This is a genomic window from Thermopirellula anaerolimosa (assembly GCF_054657335.1).
Window position 1 is genome coordinate 834590 of record NZ_BAAHYX010000004.1, and the last position, 19220, is coordinate 853809.

Below are 19220 nucleotides of genomic sequence, written 5' to 3' on the forward strand. Positions count from 1 at the left end.
AATTCACTTTCGACCTTTGCCACCAAGGCCCAACGTGAATCGAATGCGCCGCCGATTCTTCAGCCTCGCTCTCGCCGGCACGATGTTGGTCGTCGCCCTGGCGGACGGTCTCGGCGTCTGCGAGGAGACCGCTCCGTTGCGTTGGGCGGCGGACGCCGAGGGAGTCGCCCCCTACATTTTTTACGATCCGCGGGATCCCGGTCGCGTGGTCGGCTTTGAAGTGGATTTGGCCGAAGCTCTCGAACAACGCCTCGGACGGCCCATCCAATGGATGCAGTACGACTACGCCGGCCTGGTCAGCGGTCTGCAGCGGGGAGATTTCGATTTCGCCATGAACGGTTTGGAGGTAACTCCGGACCGTGCCCAGGCCTTGCGGCTTTCTCGGCCCTACTACGTCTACACTCTGCAAACAGTCGTTCGGGCCGACGATCGACGCTTCACCACGCTGGACGAACTCTTGAGCCTGAACGGTCGGGTCGGCACCCTGGAAGAAACCGCCGCCCAGCGTCTGTTGGAGGAAATGGGGTTTCGGCCCGTCCTCTACGGGAATCAAACCGAACCCTACCTCGACCTCGAGATCGGAAGATTGGACGCCGTGGTGATGGACCTGCCGATCGCGGTGTATTTCGCTCGGCCCAACCCGCGTCTCCGTTTTCTCGGTGAACCTTTCGGTCAAGGTTATTACGCCATCGCGTTCCGCAAGGAAGACGAGGCTCTCGCAACTCAAGTCGATCACGCCCTGGGGGAATTGGTCCGCTCCGGCGAGTTGCGGCGTATCTACGAGAAATGGGGACTGTGGAACTCCGCACAAGATTCGTTGGAAGCATGGGAAGCGGTGGATGTAGCGGCGGAGGCAGGCCGCAACTGGACCCCTTCGCGCTACCTGCCCCTATTGCTGCACGGCGCCGGCGTGACGATTTTCCTCACGATAACCAGCATGGCGGCAGCGGTCGCACTCGGCCTACCGATCGCGCTGTTGCGACTCTACGGCCCACGACCCCTACGTTGGTCGGCCACCGCTTACATCGAGTTCTTTCGGGGCATTCCCGTCCTTCTTCTGCTGTTCTTCATTTACTACGGTTTGCCCTCCTTGGCCGAGCAATGGGCGTTGCCGTTCTCCCTGCGGTTCAGCCCGTTTCAGGCCGCCGTCCTCGGTTTCGGGTTGAATTACGCGGCCTACGAGGCGGAGATTTACCGCTCCGGCATTGCATCGGTTGCGCACGGTCAATGGGAAGCGGCGGCATCCCTGGGCATGAGCAGGGCCGTAACCTTTCGCCGCATCATTTTTCCGCAGGCCGTGCGAGTCATTTTGCCGCCCATGACCAACGACTTCATCGCCTTGTTCAAGGACACCAGCATTGTCAGCATTGTCGCGGTGGTAGAATTGACGAAACAATACCAGATTTTGGCGAAGTCGAGCCTAAAATACCTGGAGATCGGTGTCGCCACGGCGGCCCTGTATCTCATCATGTCGGTCCCGCTTGGTTTGCTGGCCCGGCATTTGGAACGGCGTTGGGGAAAGGGTCTTTGATGGCAGCCGAGTTGGACATCGAAATCCGCGGCCTGCATAAACAGTTTGCGGGGCGTCCCGTTCTCCGCGGCGTGGACCTGCGGTTTGCGGCAGGCGAAACCGCCGTCGTGATCGGTCCGAGCGGCGCCGGAAAATCCACCCTTTTGCGATGCCTCAACGGGCTATGCAATTTCGACGCCGGCGAAATCCGGGTCATGGAGCATCGCCTCCGCCCCGGACTGCGTCCCGCCCCTTTCGCCGTACTGCGCGAGGTCCGCCGGACGCTCGGCATGATTTTTCAGGATTTTCAATTGTTCCCCCATCTCACGGCCATGCAAAACGTGATGGAGGCCCCGCGGCAAGTCCTCGGCCTGTCGGCACGTCAGGCGGCCAGACGGGCGGAAACGCTGCTGGATCGCGTCGGGCTGTCCGATCGCGCTCACGCCTATCCGCGGGAACTGTCCGGCGGACAAAAGCAGCGGGTGGCGATCGCCCGAGCTTTGGCGATGGAACCTCGCGGCCTGCTCTGCGACGAAATTACCAGCGCCCTCGATCCCGAACTGAAGGTGGAAGTCTTGACCGTCCTCGAGGGGTTGCGAAATGACGGTATGACCTTGATTATGGTGACTCACGAACCGGCCTTTGTCCGCCGCCTGGCCGATCGCGTCATCGTGTTGCAAGGCGGTCGGGTCACGGAAGACGGCCTACCCGCCGATGTCTTCCGCGGCCGATACGAATCCGTCCTCGCGGAACCGCAGGCGATTCCGCCCTAGATTGCCGGGGAATTCGCCGCATGGCGTGGGAACCGCATCGCCCGGCAAATCGCCGCAGCTCTCCGCGCCGTGCCTTTCGCTCGTCAAGCCGTGAGTGGAACTCGACTCGCTCAGCCAATTCGATCTTTCGCGTCACTTGACCCAAATTCGTCAACATTATGAACATCGATCTTCAGCCCACGCCGAATCCGCTTCCAGCCAGAAAACCCACGCGTACCGTACGCATCGGCCCCGTCCGCATCGGCAAAGGCCATGCGATCGCGGTACAAAGCATGTGCGCGACTAAGACGCAGGACGTCGCCGCCACGGCGGCCCAGGCCGAGATGCTGCGGCAGGCCGGCGCATCCGTCGTTAGAATTGCGGTGGATAGCGAGTCCGACGCGCAAGCGCTGGCCGAGATCCGCCAACGGACGGAGGCGGCCCTGACCGTCGATCTGCAAGAGAATTATCGATTAGTGGTTCAGGTGGCGCCGCTGGTGCAAAAGGTGCGCTACAACCCCGGCCACCTGTACCACCATCAAAAGGACGTGCCCTGGCAGGACAAGGTGCGATTCATCGCCGAGACGGCGGCCAAGCACGGTTGCGCATTGCGGGTGGGCGTCAACTGCGGTTCGGTGGACCCCGCCGTTCAGCAGAAATTCCCCCCGCACGACAAGCTCTCGCCCATGCTGGAATCGGCCCTCCTTCATTGCGAACTGCTGGATCGCTTGGGCTTCGATCAATACTGCGTCTCACTGAAGGATTCCGATCCGGCCAAGGTCGTGGAAATCAACCGCCGCTTCTCCGCCCAACGACCCGACGTGCCTTTGCACCTGGGGGTCACCGAGGCGGGTATGCCGCCGGAAGGCATCCTGAAAACGCGGACCGCGTTGCTACCGCTGCTCGCGGAAGGTATCGGCGACACCCTCCGCCTGTCGTTGACGTTGCCCAATCCCAGAAAACACGAGGAGGTCACCGCCGGACTGGAGATCGTCCGCGACGCGGCGGCGGGACGCATCACGGTGGAGCCTTGGACGCCGGGACGCCTGAACATCATCAGTTGCCCCAGTTGCTCTCGGGTGGAGAACTCGGCCTTCGTGGAGTTGGCCGAACAAGTTCGCGACATGACGCGATACGCCGCCGAGGCCGACGTCACGATCGCCGTGATGGGATGTCGCGTCAACGGACCGGGTGAGACGGACTCCGCCGACCTTGGCCTTTGGTGCGGCCCGCGCTACGTCAATTTGAAACGCGGATCCGAAACCCTGGGGAGCTTCAGCTACGAAGAGATTTTGCCTCGGCTCAAACAGGAACTGGATGCCATCCTCGCCCACCGTGCCGCGGAAGGACGTACCCGTTCGGCGACGTAACCGTCGCCCGAGGCCGAAGTCCGCTGCGACGGGCATTCGACGGAGATCGGCACCCATCCACAAACCGCGGCCAAACGCCTATCGAATCGGAGAAGGAAGACGACAGGGCCGCCGCGCTCCCTGCGCGACGGCCCTTTCTCGTTATTGTTCACTCTCGGAGCTTGACCCGACCATCACGATCCCATCCTTGCGATGCGATGGCGGGAAGAAAGCCGTAGCAACCGGATCAGCACTTCTTCTTGGTTGCTTTCTTGGCGGCCTTCTTCGTGGTCGCGGCCTTCTTGGTCGCAGCGCCTTTGGCAGCCTTCTTTGCCACGGTTTGAACCTCCGTCCATTGGCTTCACGGTGAGACGGCTTCGACCACCGAAGCCGATTCGAAGGGCCACCTTAGCTCACCGTGTTTCGTCCCCAATCCTTCAGATCGTTCCCCGCGGACGCCGCACTCGCTTCAGCTCGTCGATCTCTCCGATGTCCCAAGCGTCCGACCGAACGTTACAACCGTGTTCGTCGCGGCGACGATGTCTCCGCCGTCCCGCCGACTTTCGCGGCATCTTGCCGACGATGATCGTATGCCGCGTAAACTCTCCTCGAATCACCGCATGCATCGCTGTCATCGACTCAATAAAGTTATATCGGTCTCGTGAAAAATTTCAATCGGAAAAAGCACCCTTTTGTGCAAATTTCTCGCCGCGGATTGCGAGTTCGACATCGCGTCCGCCGCTCGATCATTAGCCGTCATCATCTGCCGCGTCATCGACGGGTCCCGGCCGAATCACTTTGACCGCCGTCTTGATCCGCGGGCGAATCGCCAACCAATCCACGCCCTGAAACTCGGGATCCGGAATCTCGCGAATCTCTTCCTCGCCGCGATACGGAGTCATGGCATCGACCCAAGCGATGATCCGCAGCAGACTGACGTCGTCCACCTTGACGCCGTAGTGTTTCCCGCTCGCACAAAGTTCGACCAACGCGCTATTGTACGACAACGCCGTCATCGGAGGCGGCGTGCGGTAAGCCTGCGGGTCCGTCGTGGCGTAGCCCTCCACGATCAACGGATTGGCGATACCGAAACCCGCCGGAATGACCTCCGGTTTGCGATACGGTTGCCCCCAAGTCGGTCGACCGATCAGCAGGAAATACGGTTCAGCAAACCCCAGAAAGCCCGGTCGCGGCGTCAAGTCGAGCACGGCCGTCGCTTCCCCTTCTCCCTGATGACACGAGCCGCAATAGCGATCCAAGACCGGTTGCACATATCGCGGATAGCTCACGGTACGGTCTTCCCATGGCGGCGGTGTGATCGTCCGCGGCGTGGCGCGCAATGCCAAGCCCGACGCGTCCGGCATCGGGGCACGACTGTGCGACTCATGGCAGCCCAAACAACCGCGGGTCTCTCCGGGCATGACGTTGGCGAAACTGCGCATGGTTTGGAGGGCTCGTTGTCGCTCATCCAAAAGTTGAAAGTGCAGCGGGATGCCGGAAGGAGCGTAGAACGCCGCGGACCCGTCCGACTCCAACGGGACGGTTCCCAGCAGTCGCTTGACCCCGTCGGATTGCAAGGCGGAGACGACCGGACCGGTCGAGATATACGGTCGCTGGTGCCAATAGGTGTACGTCTTGTGATCAATGGTCCAGACTCGCAAGAACTTGGCGCGACCGCGAAGTTCCGGCGGCGCATTCTGGTACACGTTGCCCGTGTAAATAATCCCGTCGGCCGGATGATCCTTCGTCGCACGCGTCGGCCAGACCACCGACTCGGTAAGAACCTGCGGGCGTTTTCGAGGGCGGAGCGGCATCGCGTACCAGATGTTGTGCGTCCCCTCGTATATCAACTCGCGATTGCCATCCACGTCCATCAAGTAGAGAACGAACTTCCCCTCGCGCAGAGCCGAGACCAAGAAAAGCCGCTCGGAAAGCGGATACGGCGAGTAATAGGCTTGGTATCGACCGTAGGATTCATAGTCGTCGGACTCGCCGGGATCGACCGGACCGTTGCCGCATTCCGGCCAGGGCAATTCGCGCGTCACCTTGGTCAGACCGTGCGGAAAGTTGAAGCCGCGATCCGGATCGATGATCCCCACCGCACCGGAAAACCAATCGTGGTGCGCGCTGCCGGTGAACATGACGCGGCGACTTCCCGGAATGACTCGGGCATCCTTGAGCAGGTCCGGCCACACACTTTGATTGCCCCAAAAGACCTGCGTCTGAGTGCCGTCGGGGCGGACCGTCCACAGGCTTTGCGCCCGCCAAAGCGGCTTGTCGGTGTACTCCCATCGCGTGTACAGGACGCGCCCGTCCGGCATCAAGCTCGGCAAATAGTCGGGTTCGTTGTTGGCCGAGATCAAATAGATGTTTCGGCCGTCACGGTCGCAACGTGCCAAAATGAACGCATTGGTCGGGGGCATGCATCGCACGTACGTGTTGCCCCGCGTGGTGGAAAACAGAATGTGCTTCCCGTCCGGCAGGTAGATCGGATCCAAATCGTCGTACGGCCCTGCGGTCAATCGGCGATAAGGCCCGCCCTCCGCCGCAACCTCGTAAATATGGAAAGACTTTTCGTTGTGCGGTTTGAAGCAGAACAAGACGTTGCGACCGTCGAAGTCCACGTCCGGCCGCCAAAAAGAACCGTGCAGCGGGGCTTGCGGGGCCAATTGCCGTAACGTGCCGTCGGGCCCGAGACCTTCCAGCACCAACAGTCGCCCGCCCGGCACCGCCATATATCCCAGGCGATGCCGCGTTTCATGCCGCCATTCCGAACCTTGCGGGAAGGGCTGATCGATGAAGACGAGGCGATCGAAGTCGAGGGTGGGATCCAAGAACATCAATTCCCGCTTCAATCGCCGCAGACGGAAATACAGGTCCGGCCGTTCTCCCGCCTCCGGAATTTCCGCAATCAAGGCGTCCATTTCGCGCCGGCATGCCTCGATGCGCGAGAGCTTATCCTCAGCCCCCGACGCGGGCAGGGTAGCAACCGTCCGCTCCGCCAGACGTCGCGTTCGCTCCAACTCACGGCGGATGCGATCCGCCGCGGGGTTTCCCCCGACCTGGCACAACCAATCCCGCTCCAACACCGTTCGCGCCTCCGCCTCCGTCAGGCTCCGCGTTGGCGGGGTCTCGGGCAAAACGTACGGCGCCACAGCCTCTTGGAGTCGAGGTCGGCGGCGAATCTCAGGACCGGCCTTCAGGATGAATTCCAGCCAAGCGGGAGAATCATCCGGGGTTTTCGTTTCTACCAAGTCGCGATAACCGCGGGCGACCTCGTCGATTTGCCGCCAGTACTCGCGATCCGCGTCGGACGCCCGACGCCATTGCTCGTCCGTGAGGGGACGATATTCGATCAGCAGGGCATGCACGCGATCCGCCGCCTTACGCCAGGTATGTTCGCCGGACGGCAGCACACAGAACTCCGGCGGCAGTTCTGCGAAACGGCTCAAAGCCTCGATTTCTTGCGGAAAATCGGCCTGGAGACACCGAACCAAAAGCGCATGCGCGTCGGCGGTCACGGGTTGCGAGACGTCCTTCAATCGCCCCTGCAAGCCCGACAAGGTTTGCAGGAACGTACCCTCGCGGTGATAGACCCTTTGCACCCATCGGGCGGCTTGATCCTGCCGCGCCAAGATGATTTGCAAGCCCGTGCGATGCAGCGCGGCGATTTCCTCCGCATCCGGCGCGCGATCATAGATGCGGAGGTCGTCGAGTCGCCCCTGAAAATTCTCACCGCCGTTGAGAGATCCGATACACCCCGGCGCATCGCCCCCGCACGAGATCGTTCCCGGGCGTTCCAACTCACCGATCATGCGCCCGTCGAGATAGACCCGCATCACGCGACCGTCGAACGTGGCCGCGCAATGATGCCAGCGGCCATCCATCACGTCCTCAGGTCGAATCGGCGCGTCGCATTCCACATAGCCGCCGATGTTCAGTCCCAACGACAAAATGGTGCCGTCGTTTTGAAAGGAGAAGAGCAACCGCCGGTCGCCGTCCTCCTTGCGAAAGATTTCGCGATAGCCGCGGAGTTCGGTCGGCATCACCCATACGGAAAATCCGATTTGCTCGGTGGGACGGCGGGGCATCGGGCCGACGGTAGCAATCTTGTGCTCGCCTTGCAACTGCAAGCAGGTCGCAAACAGTCCGTCCCCCAATCGCACGCCGGCATTGTCTTGGCCTGAGTGCTCGGCGTGCCATCCTCCCTTTCCCGAATCGAGGCAGACGGTCGCCTCGGCATCGTCGAAGGTCCAATGATACAGCGGCGACTCGCCGTGAACCGCCGGTTTACCACCGTCGCCGGAGATTCCGCCCGGTGATGCGCCGTTCTCGCACCAACCCGTGCCGCCGACCGGAATTGCCGCCGCCAACGCCGCCAACACCCAAGTAAGCCGCATATCGCCCTCCCGACTCGGGCATGGACGAAGACGCCGCGGCACACCCCGACATCGGGTTGCCGGACGCATCCTCAACGATCCAACCGCATGCTCGACGGTCCCCCCGGTTTAGCCGGACCGCTGCGGCGATTTCCAAAGACCGGTTCGTATCAAAAAAGGTCCGCGTACTTTTCGGGCGAGTAGAAGTTGAACGCCACCTCCCGAATGTACTCGACGGGACCGGTGCGACGTTGAACCTCCACCAAGACCTCGATCTGCTCTTGACTGGAAAAGGCGCGAATGGCGCTTAACTTGCGGTCCAAGAAATCGGGCGGCGCCACAATACGTATCTGCGGCGGCGAGGCGAAATCGCAATAAGTGGCGTATTCGTAAACTTGCGGCACTTGGGCGATGGGTTGGCCGAGTTCCGGCCAGATGTTTCCCTGGGCATGGAAAAGACTGATCAACGCCTCTTCGTAGACGATGCGATGGTCCGGGTGCAGGTCGGTGGGAGTCGGCAGGAACACCCGGGTAGGCCGGAGACGCCGAATGATATACGGAAACGCGTTTTGCAAGCCGCTGGCCCCCTCCATCTCCGTCGGGTCGCCGATCGTAGTGAAATGACGACCGCGGTAGGGATTCAAGTTGCAATCGGGAAAGCCCAAGAATTCCAATTGCTCCAAAGGCAGGCCGAGGGTTCGATAGGCCTCGCGAGATTCATCCGCGCGAATGCGGGTAATGGTACGGCGCTGCGGCAAGCGGCAGTAACCCATCCGTCCGTCGGTCGTTATGACGACGTGCGCCGCCACGCCCTCGGCCAAAGCGGCCTGAAGCGTAATCCCGGCGCCAATGACGACATCATCGTCATGCGGTGAAATGAAGAGCCAAGTTTCGTGCTCCGCATTCCACGATGAAAACGCGTCCGCTATTTCACCGCTGTGGCGAGGCCCTTCCGGTGTTCGCCTGCCATAGATGATGCCGCCAGCCATAAAAGACCGCCTTTTTCGAAAACCGCCGTACGACAGCCCCCCTCGATTCCTCGCCGCTTGGACTCTCGAGCAAGCCCACTCCCCGAAAGCCGCGCGTCAAGAACCGGGAAAGGCGTTGCCGATTTTACGCGCCCTCTCGGCCTTATCCAGATTGATCCCCAACGCCACGCCGACTTCGACCAGAAGATTCCACCCGGCCAGGAGTTGTAACACGGTGTCGTAACCGTCCACCTGAGGGATGCGAATGGTGGGGAAAGGCGTCTCCTCGGCCGAAACCGCAAGGACCGTCATGCCTACCCCCTCCGCCAGCACCTCTCGGAACTTCTCTATTTCCGACGGAAAGGGATCGATCAGCACAACGACCTCGTCCGGTCGCATGACCTCCTCGATTCCATGCACGGCGTACGTGCCTTCGAGATAATCGCTCTTTTTGTGCGTGATTTCGTTGGTTTTGAGCGTCAGTTCCTCCGCCACTCCGGTATTGCGACCGGCAAAGTAAATGAGCGGGGCCGACGCCAGGCGTTCGATCAACTTACCATCGAGAGGCATCTCCAGAACGGACCGCGCCGCCTCGGCCGCCGATTCCTTTTGACTTGGACTCAAGAAGGGAGAATCCGTTTCGGTCTCCGCCAACATCGCGCGGTAGAACAGCGCCTGCTCGACAACGCTTTTCGTAGCGGCCACCGCTTCTTCCGAACCGCACGTCAGGTAATAGCAACGCACCGAGACTTCTTCCAGCTTCACTCCGCGGTGGGCCGTCAATCCGAACCGCCGCTCGTGGCCTTCCTCCGCCAACTGCGAGAAAAGAGCGATGACCTCTTTGGTGCGTCCGCTATTGCTGGCCCCAAAGACCGCAAAACGGCTCAGTTCGTACTCTTGGGCTTGGCGTGCCCCTTCCGTCACGATCTGCCACGGACAGCCCAGCTTGAGGTTCTCATAAATTGCGTTCTTGGCCGGGAAAATTCGGCTGGACCCCTCTCCGGTCAACAACAACCGCCGCGTCGCATGCACCTCCACCGCGGCCTCCTGCGCCGCAGTCGGATCGAACCGGCGGATCCCATCCGGCGTCTCCAACATCTCCCGCACCAGAGCGAAATCTCCGTATCGCGGATCACGTAGGTTCATCGCTTCCTCCTGGAATGATCGTCCCCCCTCAGGCAGGCTCAGCGGCGTCCGGTCCGGACGGTGTTACCGGCCACAGTCGTCCCGCAAGCATTCTCCGCCGCCCTCTTTCTCGTCGGCAACCTTGAACTCGTACTGAGTATAAAGGACCGTTCATCCTCCAACAACACGCCGCCGGAAACCGCATGGACATGCGGTCCCAACCGCCCAACCGGCGACGGCGAGTCGGCAACGACCTATTCGCAGTACAAAGGCGGGCTTTTTGCCCCGTGCTGTCGGCCTACCAATGAGCACATCCCCTCCTCCGCGTGATTGGACCGCGACTGTCCAACCGGGGTCGATAGACTCGTAAGAGTAAACAAACGGGAAACCGCCCTTGCATCCATCGCATGCGGCGTGAGTTCACGCACAGGCAGTCATCACTGAAGAGGGCCCGAGCATGAGTATTTCCAATCCGGAGTCGATCGATCACGCAGGCGGCATCCTCGGAATCGCCTCGCGACGACACGTCCAAACCCGGCGAGCGGGGATCGCACGCGCTCTCAACCTCTTGATCAAGGCGGGCGCTTCCGTTCTTGCCGCCGCGATCGGAGTCAACGGACGCTGCTTGGAGTTCGGGGCGTCCGGCTATCCCGGTTACGGCAGGCCGCGATTGCCGGTCGTTCCCGTGTCCCAGTACCCGGGCCAACCGGTCGGCCCGGAAGCGAGTTGGATCCGCATCACGTCCATGCGAATCGAGTTTACGTCCTTCACCCTCCCCCTGAAGGAGCAGGAAATCCTCGTTCGTCCCCAGAGCGTGGTTCCCAGTGTTTCCATCGACGCCCTGGTCGCCCGCGTCGATACCACTCTCAAGTTCGTGCAAGCCGGGCTTAGCGGCAGACCAATGGTTGCCACCCAACCGCTGGTGTTCGTCTTCGCCGATCCGGAATCGGATCAACCCGACGCGCCGATTTTGGCTGCATCCTTCTTCCGCGGATATCTCCACGGACCTCTTTGGCTGTTGCATCCGAAGAACGGCAATCCGCTTTTCTTCGGGGAGTATGAAAAGGGCTTTCGATCCGGACGATTCCTGGTCTACGATCCCGAAGGTTTGGAAGGCCTACGATTCTACGGCGAGTACAAGAATAATCGCAAGCACGGCGTCTTCATCGTGCTGGAAGAGGGACGCCCGACTTATGCCGCCTTCTACCAAGCCGACATTCCGCAGGGCGAATGGTTGGTGGAGTGGTCCGGAGACGAACCGCAACTCATCGCCGTCGCGGACATACCGTCGGACAAGATGGAAGTCTTGCGCCGCTGCCAACGCACGACCAACTGGGCCGAGCATTTGATTCGAGATGCCGAGCCTCCGATCAAACAAGTCGTCGTGCAGATCTATCGCAAGATCGACCAGGCGATCAAACGATTGCTCGCGGCATCCTACAGCGTGGCGGCCCGTCAAAGAATCCTGAATCGCTACGAGCAGCTTTCAGCCGCCCAAAAGTCCTTTCACGCTACGGTCTTGGAAAACGCCACCGCGGGCACCGCAGGTTCCGTCATTTACGGCGGCATCGCCGCCCAAGCCCGAAGCGAGATGGCGCGGGCGTCCATGCGGAATATGAACGAAGCCCTTCGGACTTTGCTCGACAACACGGAGGTGCTGACGTTGGAGTTTCGAGAGACGGTTTTGGTCGTGATTCAAAAAACGCTGGTGCTGCTTCAAGAAGACGTATGAGCAGTCTCCGCTGGTTCCCGTCGAATTCATTCTCCGGCGGGTTCCAAGTCGCTCAAAATCAGACGCACGAAGTCGATCCGCTGATAGGGATGGGCCTCGCCCGTTTCGAAGATCAGGCAAATGGTCCCATCCTCCAGGACCGCCAGGTCGCTGTACGCTGCGGGGGCCTGTGAAATCGTGCGAGCGTAGGGCCAGGTTTTCCCTTGATCGTAGCTGACTCGCAACGTCATGCCTGCCCGTCCCGGTCCTCCCGGCCCGCTGTGCAGAAGGACCTGCGGTTGCTCGGTAAAACCGATGATGGCGGCCTGGCAGACCGGGCAATAGACCGTTTCATTCCACACGGGCTGCGACCAGGTTCGGCCGGCGTCCTCGCTGACAGCAAAGGCGCGACAATTCTTGCCCAAGTAGTTGCGCATGTCCAAGAGCAAGCGACCGTCCTTTAGTTCCACCGCTTGACACTCGTTCATGCCCCAATCCGTCGGCTCACCGCGCTCAAAGGTCGCGCCCCCGTCGTCACTGAAGATCACATGAGAGCGTCCGCGACGTTGCCAGCTTCCATCCCCGTCCCGCACCCGGTGATCGCACGGAAACACTAATCGGCCCGCGTGCGGCCCGAACCGTAATTGGATGCCGTGGCCCGGTCCCGTGGCGTACCAGTCCCAGTCTTTCTCCTTCACGTCCGCCGTGATTTCGCGCGGCGCGCTCCAGGTCAAACCGTCGTCTTGCGTGGAGATCACGAAGACGCGATCGTTGTTGCGACAAAACGCCAGCCAAAGGGTACCGGTCCGAGCGTCCAGCACCGGGCAAGGATTCCCGATCGTGATCGGCGCGTCCCCGCCCTCCTCGTAAACGAGCGTCGGTTCGCTCCAAGTTCTTCCCCCGTCTTCCGATCGGCGGAGCAAGAGGTCGATATCGCCGTCGTCTCGGGCGCTGGTCTTTCGGCCCTCGCAGAAGGCCAGCAATGTGCCCTTGGCTCCAACCGCCAAGGCCGGAATGCGGTAGGTGTGATAACCGCCCTGTCCGGAGCGAAAGAGGACGGCGGCATCGGGGATCGGGCGTTCGCCGGGCTTCCACGGCACATCGCGCGACGCCGCGATATGCCGCTCCAGCAACTCCTGCATCAGGCGCAATTCCTCGGGTCGCCGGTCGCTCAAATCCGTCGTTTCCCTCGGGTCGGCGGCCAAGTCGTACAATTCGTCTCGGGCCGGGCGATCCTTGGGCGGTAAAGGCCGAACCAGTTTCCAATTCCCACGGCGCGCCGCCCAAATCCAGCGTCCCTGCTCCAGTCGCACCCAAAACAGGTCCCGCTCGGGCGTCTCCTTGGCGTTACCCGTCAAAATCGGCATCAGGCTGACGCCGTCCGCCTCCGGCGGTTTAGGTATCCCCGCCGCATCCAGGACCGTCGTGAAGAGATCCATCGTCAGGGCTACGGCGTCACTCTGGGTCCCGGCCGATATCCTGCCGGGTAGTCGGGCGATCATGGGTACGCGAATCCCACCCTCGTACACCGTTCCTTTGCCATCACGGTACGGTCCGTTACTGGCCCCCACGTTGAGTTGTCCGCCGTTGTCGCTCGAGAAGAGAACCAGCGTTTTCTCCTCCAACCCCAGTTCCCGGAGCGTATTCAACACCCGGCCGATACCGGCGTCCATGTGTTCGATCAAGGCCGCCAAACCGGCACGCTCGGCCGAGGCGTCGGGGTGGCGGTGCCGATACGCCGCGAGGGCTTCCGTGGGGGGCTGTATCGGCACATGGGGGGCGTTGTAGGCCAGATACAAAAAGAACGGCCTGCCGGACGGCGATTGCTCGCGCGCCGCCCAGGTCCGCAAGTAGTCGCAGGCCCAATCACTGAACAAATCGCTCGCGTGCCCGGCGGGATCGATGACCCGTTGATCTTGCCGCATGTAGTTCAGGCCGTGGCGACGATGGGTCCAATAATCGTCCATCATGTCGCCCAAAAAGCCGTGAAAGAATTCGAAACCTCGCGAGTTGGGATCGTCGCCGGGAGCCAACCCCAGATGCCATTTCCCAACGATCGCGGTAGCGTACCCGCGCTCGGCCAGAATTGCCGGCAACAACTTCGCGTTGGGATTCAAACTACCCCACGAGTTGCGCGGATGCGTGCGGATAACGCCCGGCACGCCGACGCTTTCGGGATACCTGCCCGTCAAGAGCGCGGCGCGGGTGGGAGAGCAAACCGGGCAGTTTGCGTAGAAATTGGTCATCCGCATCCCGCCCGCGGCAAGCCGATCGAGATTCGGCGTGTCCAAATCCTTGGCACCAAAGCAACCGAGGTCGCCCCAACCTTGGTCGTCCGTCAGAATTAGCAGGACATTGGGCGGAGGTTCCTCCCCACGGCAAGACCCGGAGGTGCCCAACACTATTCCAATCGCCACAAGCCCGCTAACCAGCGGAACGGACATACAACCCAGCAGCGCGATTCGATGCAATCCGCACTCCTTTGCGATTCTTCGTGCGTGACGAGGTTTCTCCGGCGAGAGGTTGGCGGCGGATCGCATCGGTGTCTCCTTCTTGTATTTCAAAAACGCGGGCGGGCGCCGCTCATGCTTTCGCCTGCGACTCGAGCCAAAGCTTGAGCCTCGGCTCGAGTTCCTCCGGCCTCGCCGTTCCCGTCGTTGCCAATTGCTGGACGGTGATCGAGGCTGCCAGATTTCCCAACAGCGCGGCCTCCGGCAGCGACGCTCCGCAGGCCAAGGCGGCAACCGCCGCGGCGCTGGCGCTGTCGCCCGCACCGGTTGGATCCACAGGCCCCGTCACCGGCACGCCCGGGACCCAAATCGGCTCGGGATCGCTGACCAACATACCGGCGGCCCCCAAAGTGACGACGACCGGCGCCTCGTTGGCCTCCCGCAAATCACGCAGCGCCGGCAACAGCGCGTCCCAACAGGGTTCCGCCGCGTTCGTTGACGAGGAAGCCCCAAGCAATTCGTGCTGATTGCACTTGGCGATCAGACCGCGAAATCGGCGAATGCGGCGGCGACTATCGGCCCAAAAAACCACGCTCGGCCAGATCGCCGCCCGTTCCGTCAAAAACTGCCGCATCGCAGCGGTGACGACGCCGCAATCCTCTTCCTCGACTTGATCCAAGACGATCAACGCATCGAGGGTGGGAAGCAGATAATCCACGGATTGGGCGATCCGCCGCAAGACCTCCTCCGGCAACGGATCGCGATTCTTATGATCGTACCGCGAATGCTCGCCTTCGAGCGCGGGATCCCCGGCGTCGCGAGGCTTGGTGTACGTCGGCGTCATGCGATCCGGAACGACATGCAGATGCCGCGTGGAGCATCGCAAGGCGGTCAAGTCTTTCCGAAGATCGTAGGCCTCACCGTCGTCCCCCGTGAATCCCACCGCTTCGATCGCGCCCACTCCCAGGGCCGACAAATTGCAGACAACGGTGCCCGCCGCACCCGGACTATGCCGGACTCGGATCACTTGATGGGCCGGCTTTCCCGTCTCCAGGCTGGTTTCCTGCAAGGCCGGATCGATATCCAGGTACTTATCTAGGAAAAAATCGCCCAGCACGCCGATGCGAAGGCTGGGAAACCGATCCAACCATTCCCGCAAACGGGCCTCGTCGAAACCGCCGAATCGCCGCATGGTCTTGTCCACAAGTCACCGACCGTGCCGGAAAGGACCTCAGGTTCCTACCTTGGCCTGGGCCGCCGCAATCATCCGCCGCCAAACCTCTCGCTGTTCCTTCAATGCGGCGACGCGATCCGGGGGATCCGTACGGCATTCCAGCAGAATCCACCCCGCGTAGTCCATGCCCACGAAAAGATTCATCAACTCTTGATAGGGGTAATCGCCCAGATTCAATTCCCGAACATGGACCGTATCCGCCAAGCGATTCTTGACCAGGTTGAAATTGTACTCCAACCCTTCGCCCTGCAAATCTTCGGCGTTCGAGTTCCAACAGACGCCGACGTTCGGATGGGTGGCCACGTCCATAATCTGCTTCATGATCGGCAACCGAGCGCATCCGCCGTGGACCTCCAACCGGATCTTCTGCCCGTAGTCCGCACCGAAGGCCGCCACCTCATTCAGCGCCTCGCCGATTTGCGCAATCGTCTTTTCGGGCGGCACGTTCTTGGGTAGATCGTTGGGTTTGACCTTGATGCCCAATCCGCCCACGTCGTGACTGAGCTTGATGAAGGCTTTCGTGTCCTCGATGGACTTTCGCAAAACAGCTTGATCAGGGTGATGATAGTCTTGATTGGTTCCCAACCCGACCAGCACCACGGAACTATCCGCGAATCGCTTGCGGACCTCGGCCCGCTCATCGGCCGACAGGTTCGGCTCGACCTTGTGCGCGTGCTGCGTCCGCAATTCCACGCCTTCCATGCCCGACCTCTCGCAATTGGCTATCAGGGTCGGCAGGTCCCAGTCTCGCCCCCACAGGTAGGTGACCAGCCCCAAACGCATTCTTTCCCCCGGCGCCCCCCAGGCTGCGCGCCCGGCGGTCCAGACCGCACACGAAGCAAGCCCCGTGGTCACTAAGAAGCTGCGGCGTGAATAGCGATTGTTCATACAGCGTTCCTGCGATGGATTTCTCAGAGAACGAACTTGCTTACCGAAACCAAGCGATGGTTCCGCGTCTTGCCAAGAGGCGCAAAGCCCCGTCCGCGCCGCGGTCGCCGCGCAACGAAAAAGGCGCCGTCGTGCCGTCGCCAATCGTGCCGATTACCAGTTTAACCGGCATGGGCGACGACACAAGCGCCCGGCGAAGGGGATCGCACCGCTACAGCGGCAATCGCACCGCCGCCGAAGTCCCGGAATCGGGCATCGCTTCGGCGTAGTTGGGTCATGAGGGAGCGCAGCGGCACCGTGCGGGTGAACCGGGCTTAGGAGAAGAAAGTTTTTCGCCGAGAAGGTCGCTCAGCGGACGACTCGCCTTACCCGGTTGCCGCGCGGCGGAAGCGCTGTCGGCTTTGGTCGCGACTTTAGAGTTCCGCGTCGAGATGGGCGTCCGGCGTGCTCTGTCCGCGGGCCACCAAGGCATCCACGAAGCCCGCCAATTTGCGAGAGCGCACCGGATGCCGCAACTTGCGGATGGCCTTGGCTTCGATTTGACGCACCCGTTCGCGCGTGATCTTGAAGATTTTCCCTACTTCTTCCAGCGTGTAGGCGTATCCGTCCGCCAGACCGTAACGCAAGCGGATGATTTCCCTTTCGCGATAGGACAGGTCGGCCAAGGCTTCACTTACCGACCGCTTGAGCAGGTCCATGTTCATCTCGTACAGCGGATCATCTTCGCGGTAGTCGGCCAAGAAGTCGCCCAAATAACTGTCGTCGTGTTCTCCCACCGGTTGATCGAGCGACAAAGGTTGGCGGCTGATTTGCATAATGCCGCGAACGTCATCCGGGTTCATTCCCATGGCTTCCGCCGTGGCGTCCAGCGTGGGCGCGACGCCCGTCTGCTGGGTCAAGCGCCGGGCGGCAGACTGGATGCGACCGCACACGTCGATCATGTGCACCGGCATGCGGATGGTCCGGCTTTGATCGGCCACCGCTCGCGTGATCGCTTGCCGAATCCACCAGGTGGCGTAGGTGGAAAACTTGAAGCCGCGGGCATACTCGAACTTATCCACCGCCCGCATCAGCCCCGTATTCCCTTCCTGAATCAAATCCAAGAAGCTCATGCCGCGATTGCGGTACCGTTTGGCGATCGAGACCACCAGGCGGAGATTGCCCGCCGAAAGCCGTCGCTTGGCCGCGTCGTATTCCTCCGCATATTTTCGCACGGCGTAGAGGAGGTTCCGCAGCGTGGTCGGACTTTCCAACGTCATGCGCATCAAGTAGCGAAGCTCTCGCCGCAACTCCTGGGCATAGGGCGTGGAGCGACCGTCTTTCAAGGCGTTCAATTCTCGCCCGATATGGTCCATTCGGGCGGAAATGCGGTTGAGACGATCCAGCAGGGGTTGCAGCTTTTGCGTCCGCAGGTCCAACTCCTCGATCAGCCGCACGGCGCGATAACGGCGGCGGACCAAGCGTTCGCGCGCGGCCCGGCGCACGTCCGTCGGCAATCGCCGATTCATCATCACCAGGAAGTCGGCGCGATTCTTCTTCTGAATGGCGCGGAGCGTGGTCAAATTCGGCTCCAAAAGCCGCATGATACGGCGCTTGCCCCGGAGGTTCGTCACGGAGACGTCCACCGTGCGATCCAAACGGAGTTTGCCGTCGCGAACTTTTCGCAGCAGTTCGACTGCGGCATTCAATACGAAGTCGGTCGCCAGCATGGCGTAGCGAAAACGACGTCGCGCGCGTTCGATGTCGCGGGCCGCCTCCCGTTCCTCGTCTCGAGAAAGCAGAGAGATTTCACCCATTTGCATCAAATAAATGCGAATGGGATCGTCGATCCGGTCGTCCTGCCCCGTATGATCCACATCGAATTCGGCATCATCGAAAGCGGAGGATTCTTCTTCGTCAGCCTCCGAATCGGAATCCAAATCCAAGAGATCGTCGTTGTCATCCTCGTGGCGAGCGTCGCCGGCAAGGAGGGCATCGCGATCCTCTTCGTCTTCCTCGGAAAGGGTCGCATCCAGTGCCGCCGACTTACCCTTGACGGGGAGTAACGATGTCCCGTCGTAACCGTTGGTGCCTCCATTGCCGTTCACCTTGACTCCGCCGTTCTTTCGCTTGGAAGATGCGGCGGAATTCCCATCGCGAACTACGGTGGTGGTTTTGCGGACGGATTCGACGCCTTTTTTCGTCTTGGCCAAGGTGGTGTCCCCCAACAGGCGGTGATTTCGAGATGCTTGCATTTGCCAAGTGCTGCCTGATGTTTCTGGGAACGCACATCCTGTGCCGGACTCCCCTCCTTTCGGGGAAACAATCTTAAAGTCTTATTTCACAGCTACTTACAAAAAAAGATCCGTTCGAGAATTGCCCGTGTGCCAGGGGCGATGTTTCAACAACGAAACATGCCGGGCAACATGCTGCCCTTCCTCGCCGTAGAGTCGGCCCTCGAAAACCTGCGACAAATCGGCAGAGGCCCGATCCGCTCCGGTCCGCCGCGAACATTCGCCTTCCAATCCCGTCGGAATCCAACCTTCGACCCAGAGCAACCGGAATATCTGGATCAATTGACAACTTCGGGAAATGCTAACAATTTGATTAGACTGGGTCAATTAGGGCAAAGAGAAAAACCGTCGGACTGAGTCTCAACGAAGCACTCGGTCGCGATGGTATCTCAATCCGGTGGCACAAGCCGGACGGGGCAAGCCGCGGTCAAGTCCTCACTGGCAGCACTGGAAAAGACGACAAGAAACGCCGACCCCGCGAGCAACGTGCCCGCGGGGTGCGACGGGTTCCTTCAGTGGAGGTGTCGGAGTCTCGGATATTCGCTGAGGCGAGTTGAAAGTCCCAGTAGCGGGCCGAACGT

12 protein-coding genes are annotated in these 19220 nt (G+C 61.1%); 4 read left to right on the forward strand and 8 right to left on the reverse strand.

Annotated elements, in window-relative coordinates; all coding sequences use genetic code 11:
* Positions 1-43: 43 nt before the first annotated feature.
* The 3 genes from ACYQ6J_RS03785 to ACYQ6J_RS03795 all read left to right on the forward strand — a co-directional run bounded on the left by ACYQ6J_RS03785 (position 44) and on the right by ACYQ6J_RS03795 (position 3632).
* Entirely contained in the window at positions 44-1531 is a 1488-nt protein-coding gene (locus ACYQ6J_RS03785) for an ABC transporter substrate-binding protein/permease (protein ID WP_460183305.1), read from the forward strand.
* Positions 1531-2283 carry an amino acid ABC transporter ATP-binding protein gene (locus ACYQ6J_RS03790; protein ID WP_460182864.1) on the forward strand — a complete coding sequence of 251 codons (753 nt, stop codon included), beginning with the start codon at positions 1531-1533 and terminating at the stop codon, positions 2281-2283. The genes ACYQ6J_RS03785 and ACYQ6J_RS03790 overlap by 1 nt, the downstream gene beginning before the upstream one ends.
* A 158-nt stretch (positions 2284-2441) precedes the next feature.
* Complete coding sequence (locus tag ACYQ6J_RS03795) at positions 2442-3632, forward strand: flavodoxin/ferredoxin-dependent (E)-4-hydroxy-3-methylbut-2-enyl-diphosphate synthase (protein WP_460182865.1); 1191 nt, start codon at positions 2442-2444, stop codon at positions 3630-3632.
* A gap of 416 nt (positions 3633-4048) precedes the next feature.
* Here the strand turns inward: ACYQ6J_RS03795 and ACYQ6J_RS03800 are convergent, their stop codons facing one another.
* The 4 genes from ACYQ6J_RS03800 to ACYQ6J_RS03815 all read right to left on the reverse strand — a co-directional run bounded on the left by ACYQ6J_RS03800 (position 4049) and on the right by ACYQ6J_RS03815 (position 10104).
* Positions 4049-4237, reverse strand: coding sequence for a hypothetical protein (locus tag ACYQ6J_RS03800; protein ID WP_460182866.1), 189 nt, complete (start codon positions 4235-4237; stop codon positions 4049-4051).
* 123 nt (positions 4238-4360) lie between these two features.
* Complete coding sequence (locus ACYQ6J_RS03805) at positions 4361-8011, reverse strand: LamG-like jellyroll fold domain-containing protein (RefSeq protein WP_460182867.1); 3651 nt, start codon at positions 8009-8011, stop codon at positions 4361-4363.
* Between the two features lie 149 nt (positions 8012-8160).
* On the reverse strand, positions 8161-8979 hold the full coding sequence (locus ACYQ6J_RS03810) for a PIG-L deacetylase family protein (protein ID WP_460182868.1): 819 nt from the start codon (positions 8977-8979) through the stop codon (positions 8161-8163).
* Between the two features lie 96 nt (positions 8980-9075).
* Entirely contained in the window at positions 9076-10104 is a 1029-nt protein-coding gene (locus tag ACYQ6J_RS03815) for an SIS domain-containing protein (RefSeq protein WP_460182869.1), read from the reverse strand.
* Between the two features lie 436 nt (positions 10105-10540).
* On the opposite strand from ACYQ6J_RS03815, the gene ACYQ6J_RS03820 reads away from it, so the two are divergent.
* Positions 10541-11815 carry a toxin-antitoxin system YwqK family antitoxin gene (locus ACYQ6J_RS03820; protein ID WP_460182870.1) on the forward strand — a complete coding sequence of 425 codons (1275 nt, stop codon included), beginning with the start codon at positions 10541-10543 and terminating at the stop codon, positions 11813-11815.
* A 26-nt stretch (positions 11816-11841) separates the two neighbouring features.
* Here the strand turns inward: ACYQ6J_RS03820 and ACYQ6J_RS03825 are convergent, their stop codons facing one another.
* The 4 genes from ACYQ6J_RS03825 to ACYQ6J_RS03840 all read right to left on the reverse strand — a co-directional run bounded on the left by ACYQ6J_RS03825 (position 11842) and on the right by ACYQ6J_RS03840 (position 18600).
* Positions 11842-14265, reverse strand: a complete 2424-nt coding sequence (locus ACYQ6J_RS03825; protein WP_460182871.1) for a sulfatase-like hydrolase/transferase — start codon at positions 14263-14265, stop codon at positions 11842-11844.
* Positions 14266-14377: 112 nt separating this feature from the next.
* Positions 14378-15436 carry a bifunctional heptose 7-phosphate kinase/heptose 1-phosphate adenyltransferase gene (locus tag ACYQ6J_RS03830; protein ID WP_460182872.1) on the reverse strand — a complete coding sequence of 353 codons (1059 nt, stop codon included), beginning with the start codon at positions 15434-15436 and terminating at the stop codon, positions 14378-14380.
* A 39-nt stretch (positions 15437-15475) separates the two neighbouring features.
* Complete coding sequence (locus ACYQ6J_RS03835; protein ID WP_460182873.1) at positions 15476-16366, reverse strand: sugar phosphate isomerase/epimerase family protein; 891 nt, start codon at positions 16364-16366, stop codon at positions 15476-15478.
* A gap of 413 nt (positions 16367-16779) precedes the next feature.
* Complete coding sequence (locus ACYQ6J_RS03840; RefSeq protein ID WP_460182874.1) at positions 16780-18600, reverse strand: RNA polymerase sigma factor RpoD/SigA; 1821 nt, start codon at positions 18598-18600, stop codon at positions 16780-16782.
* Positions 18601-19220 lie beyond the last annotated feature (620 nt).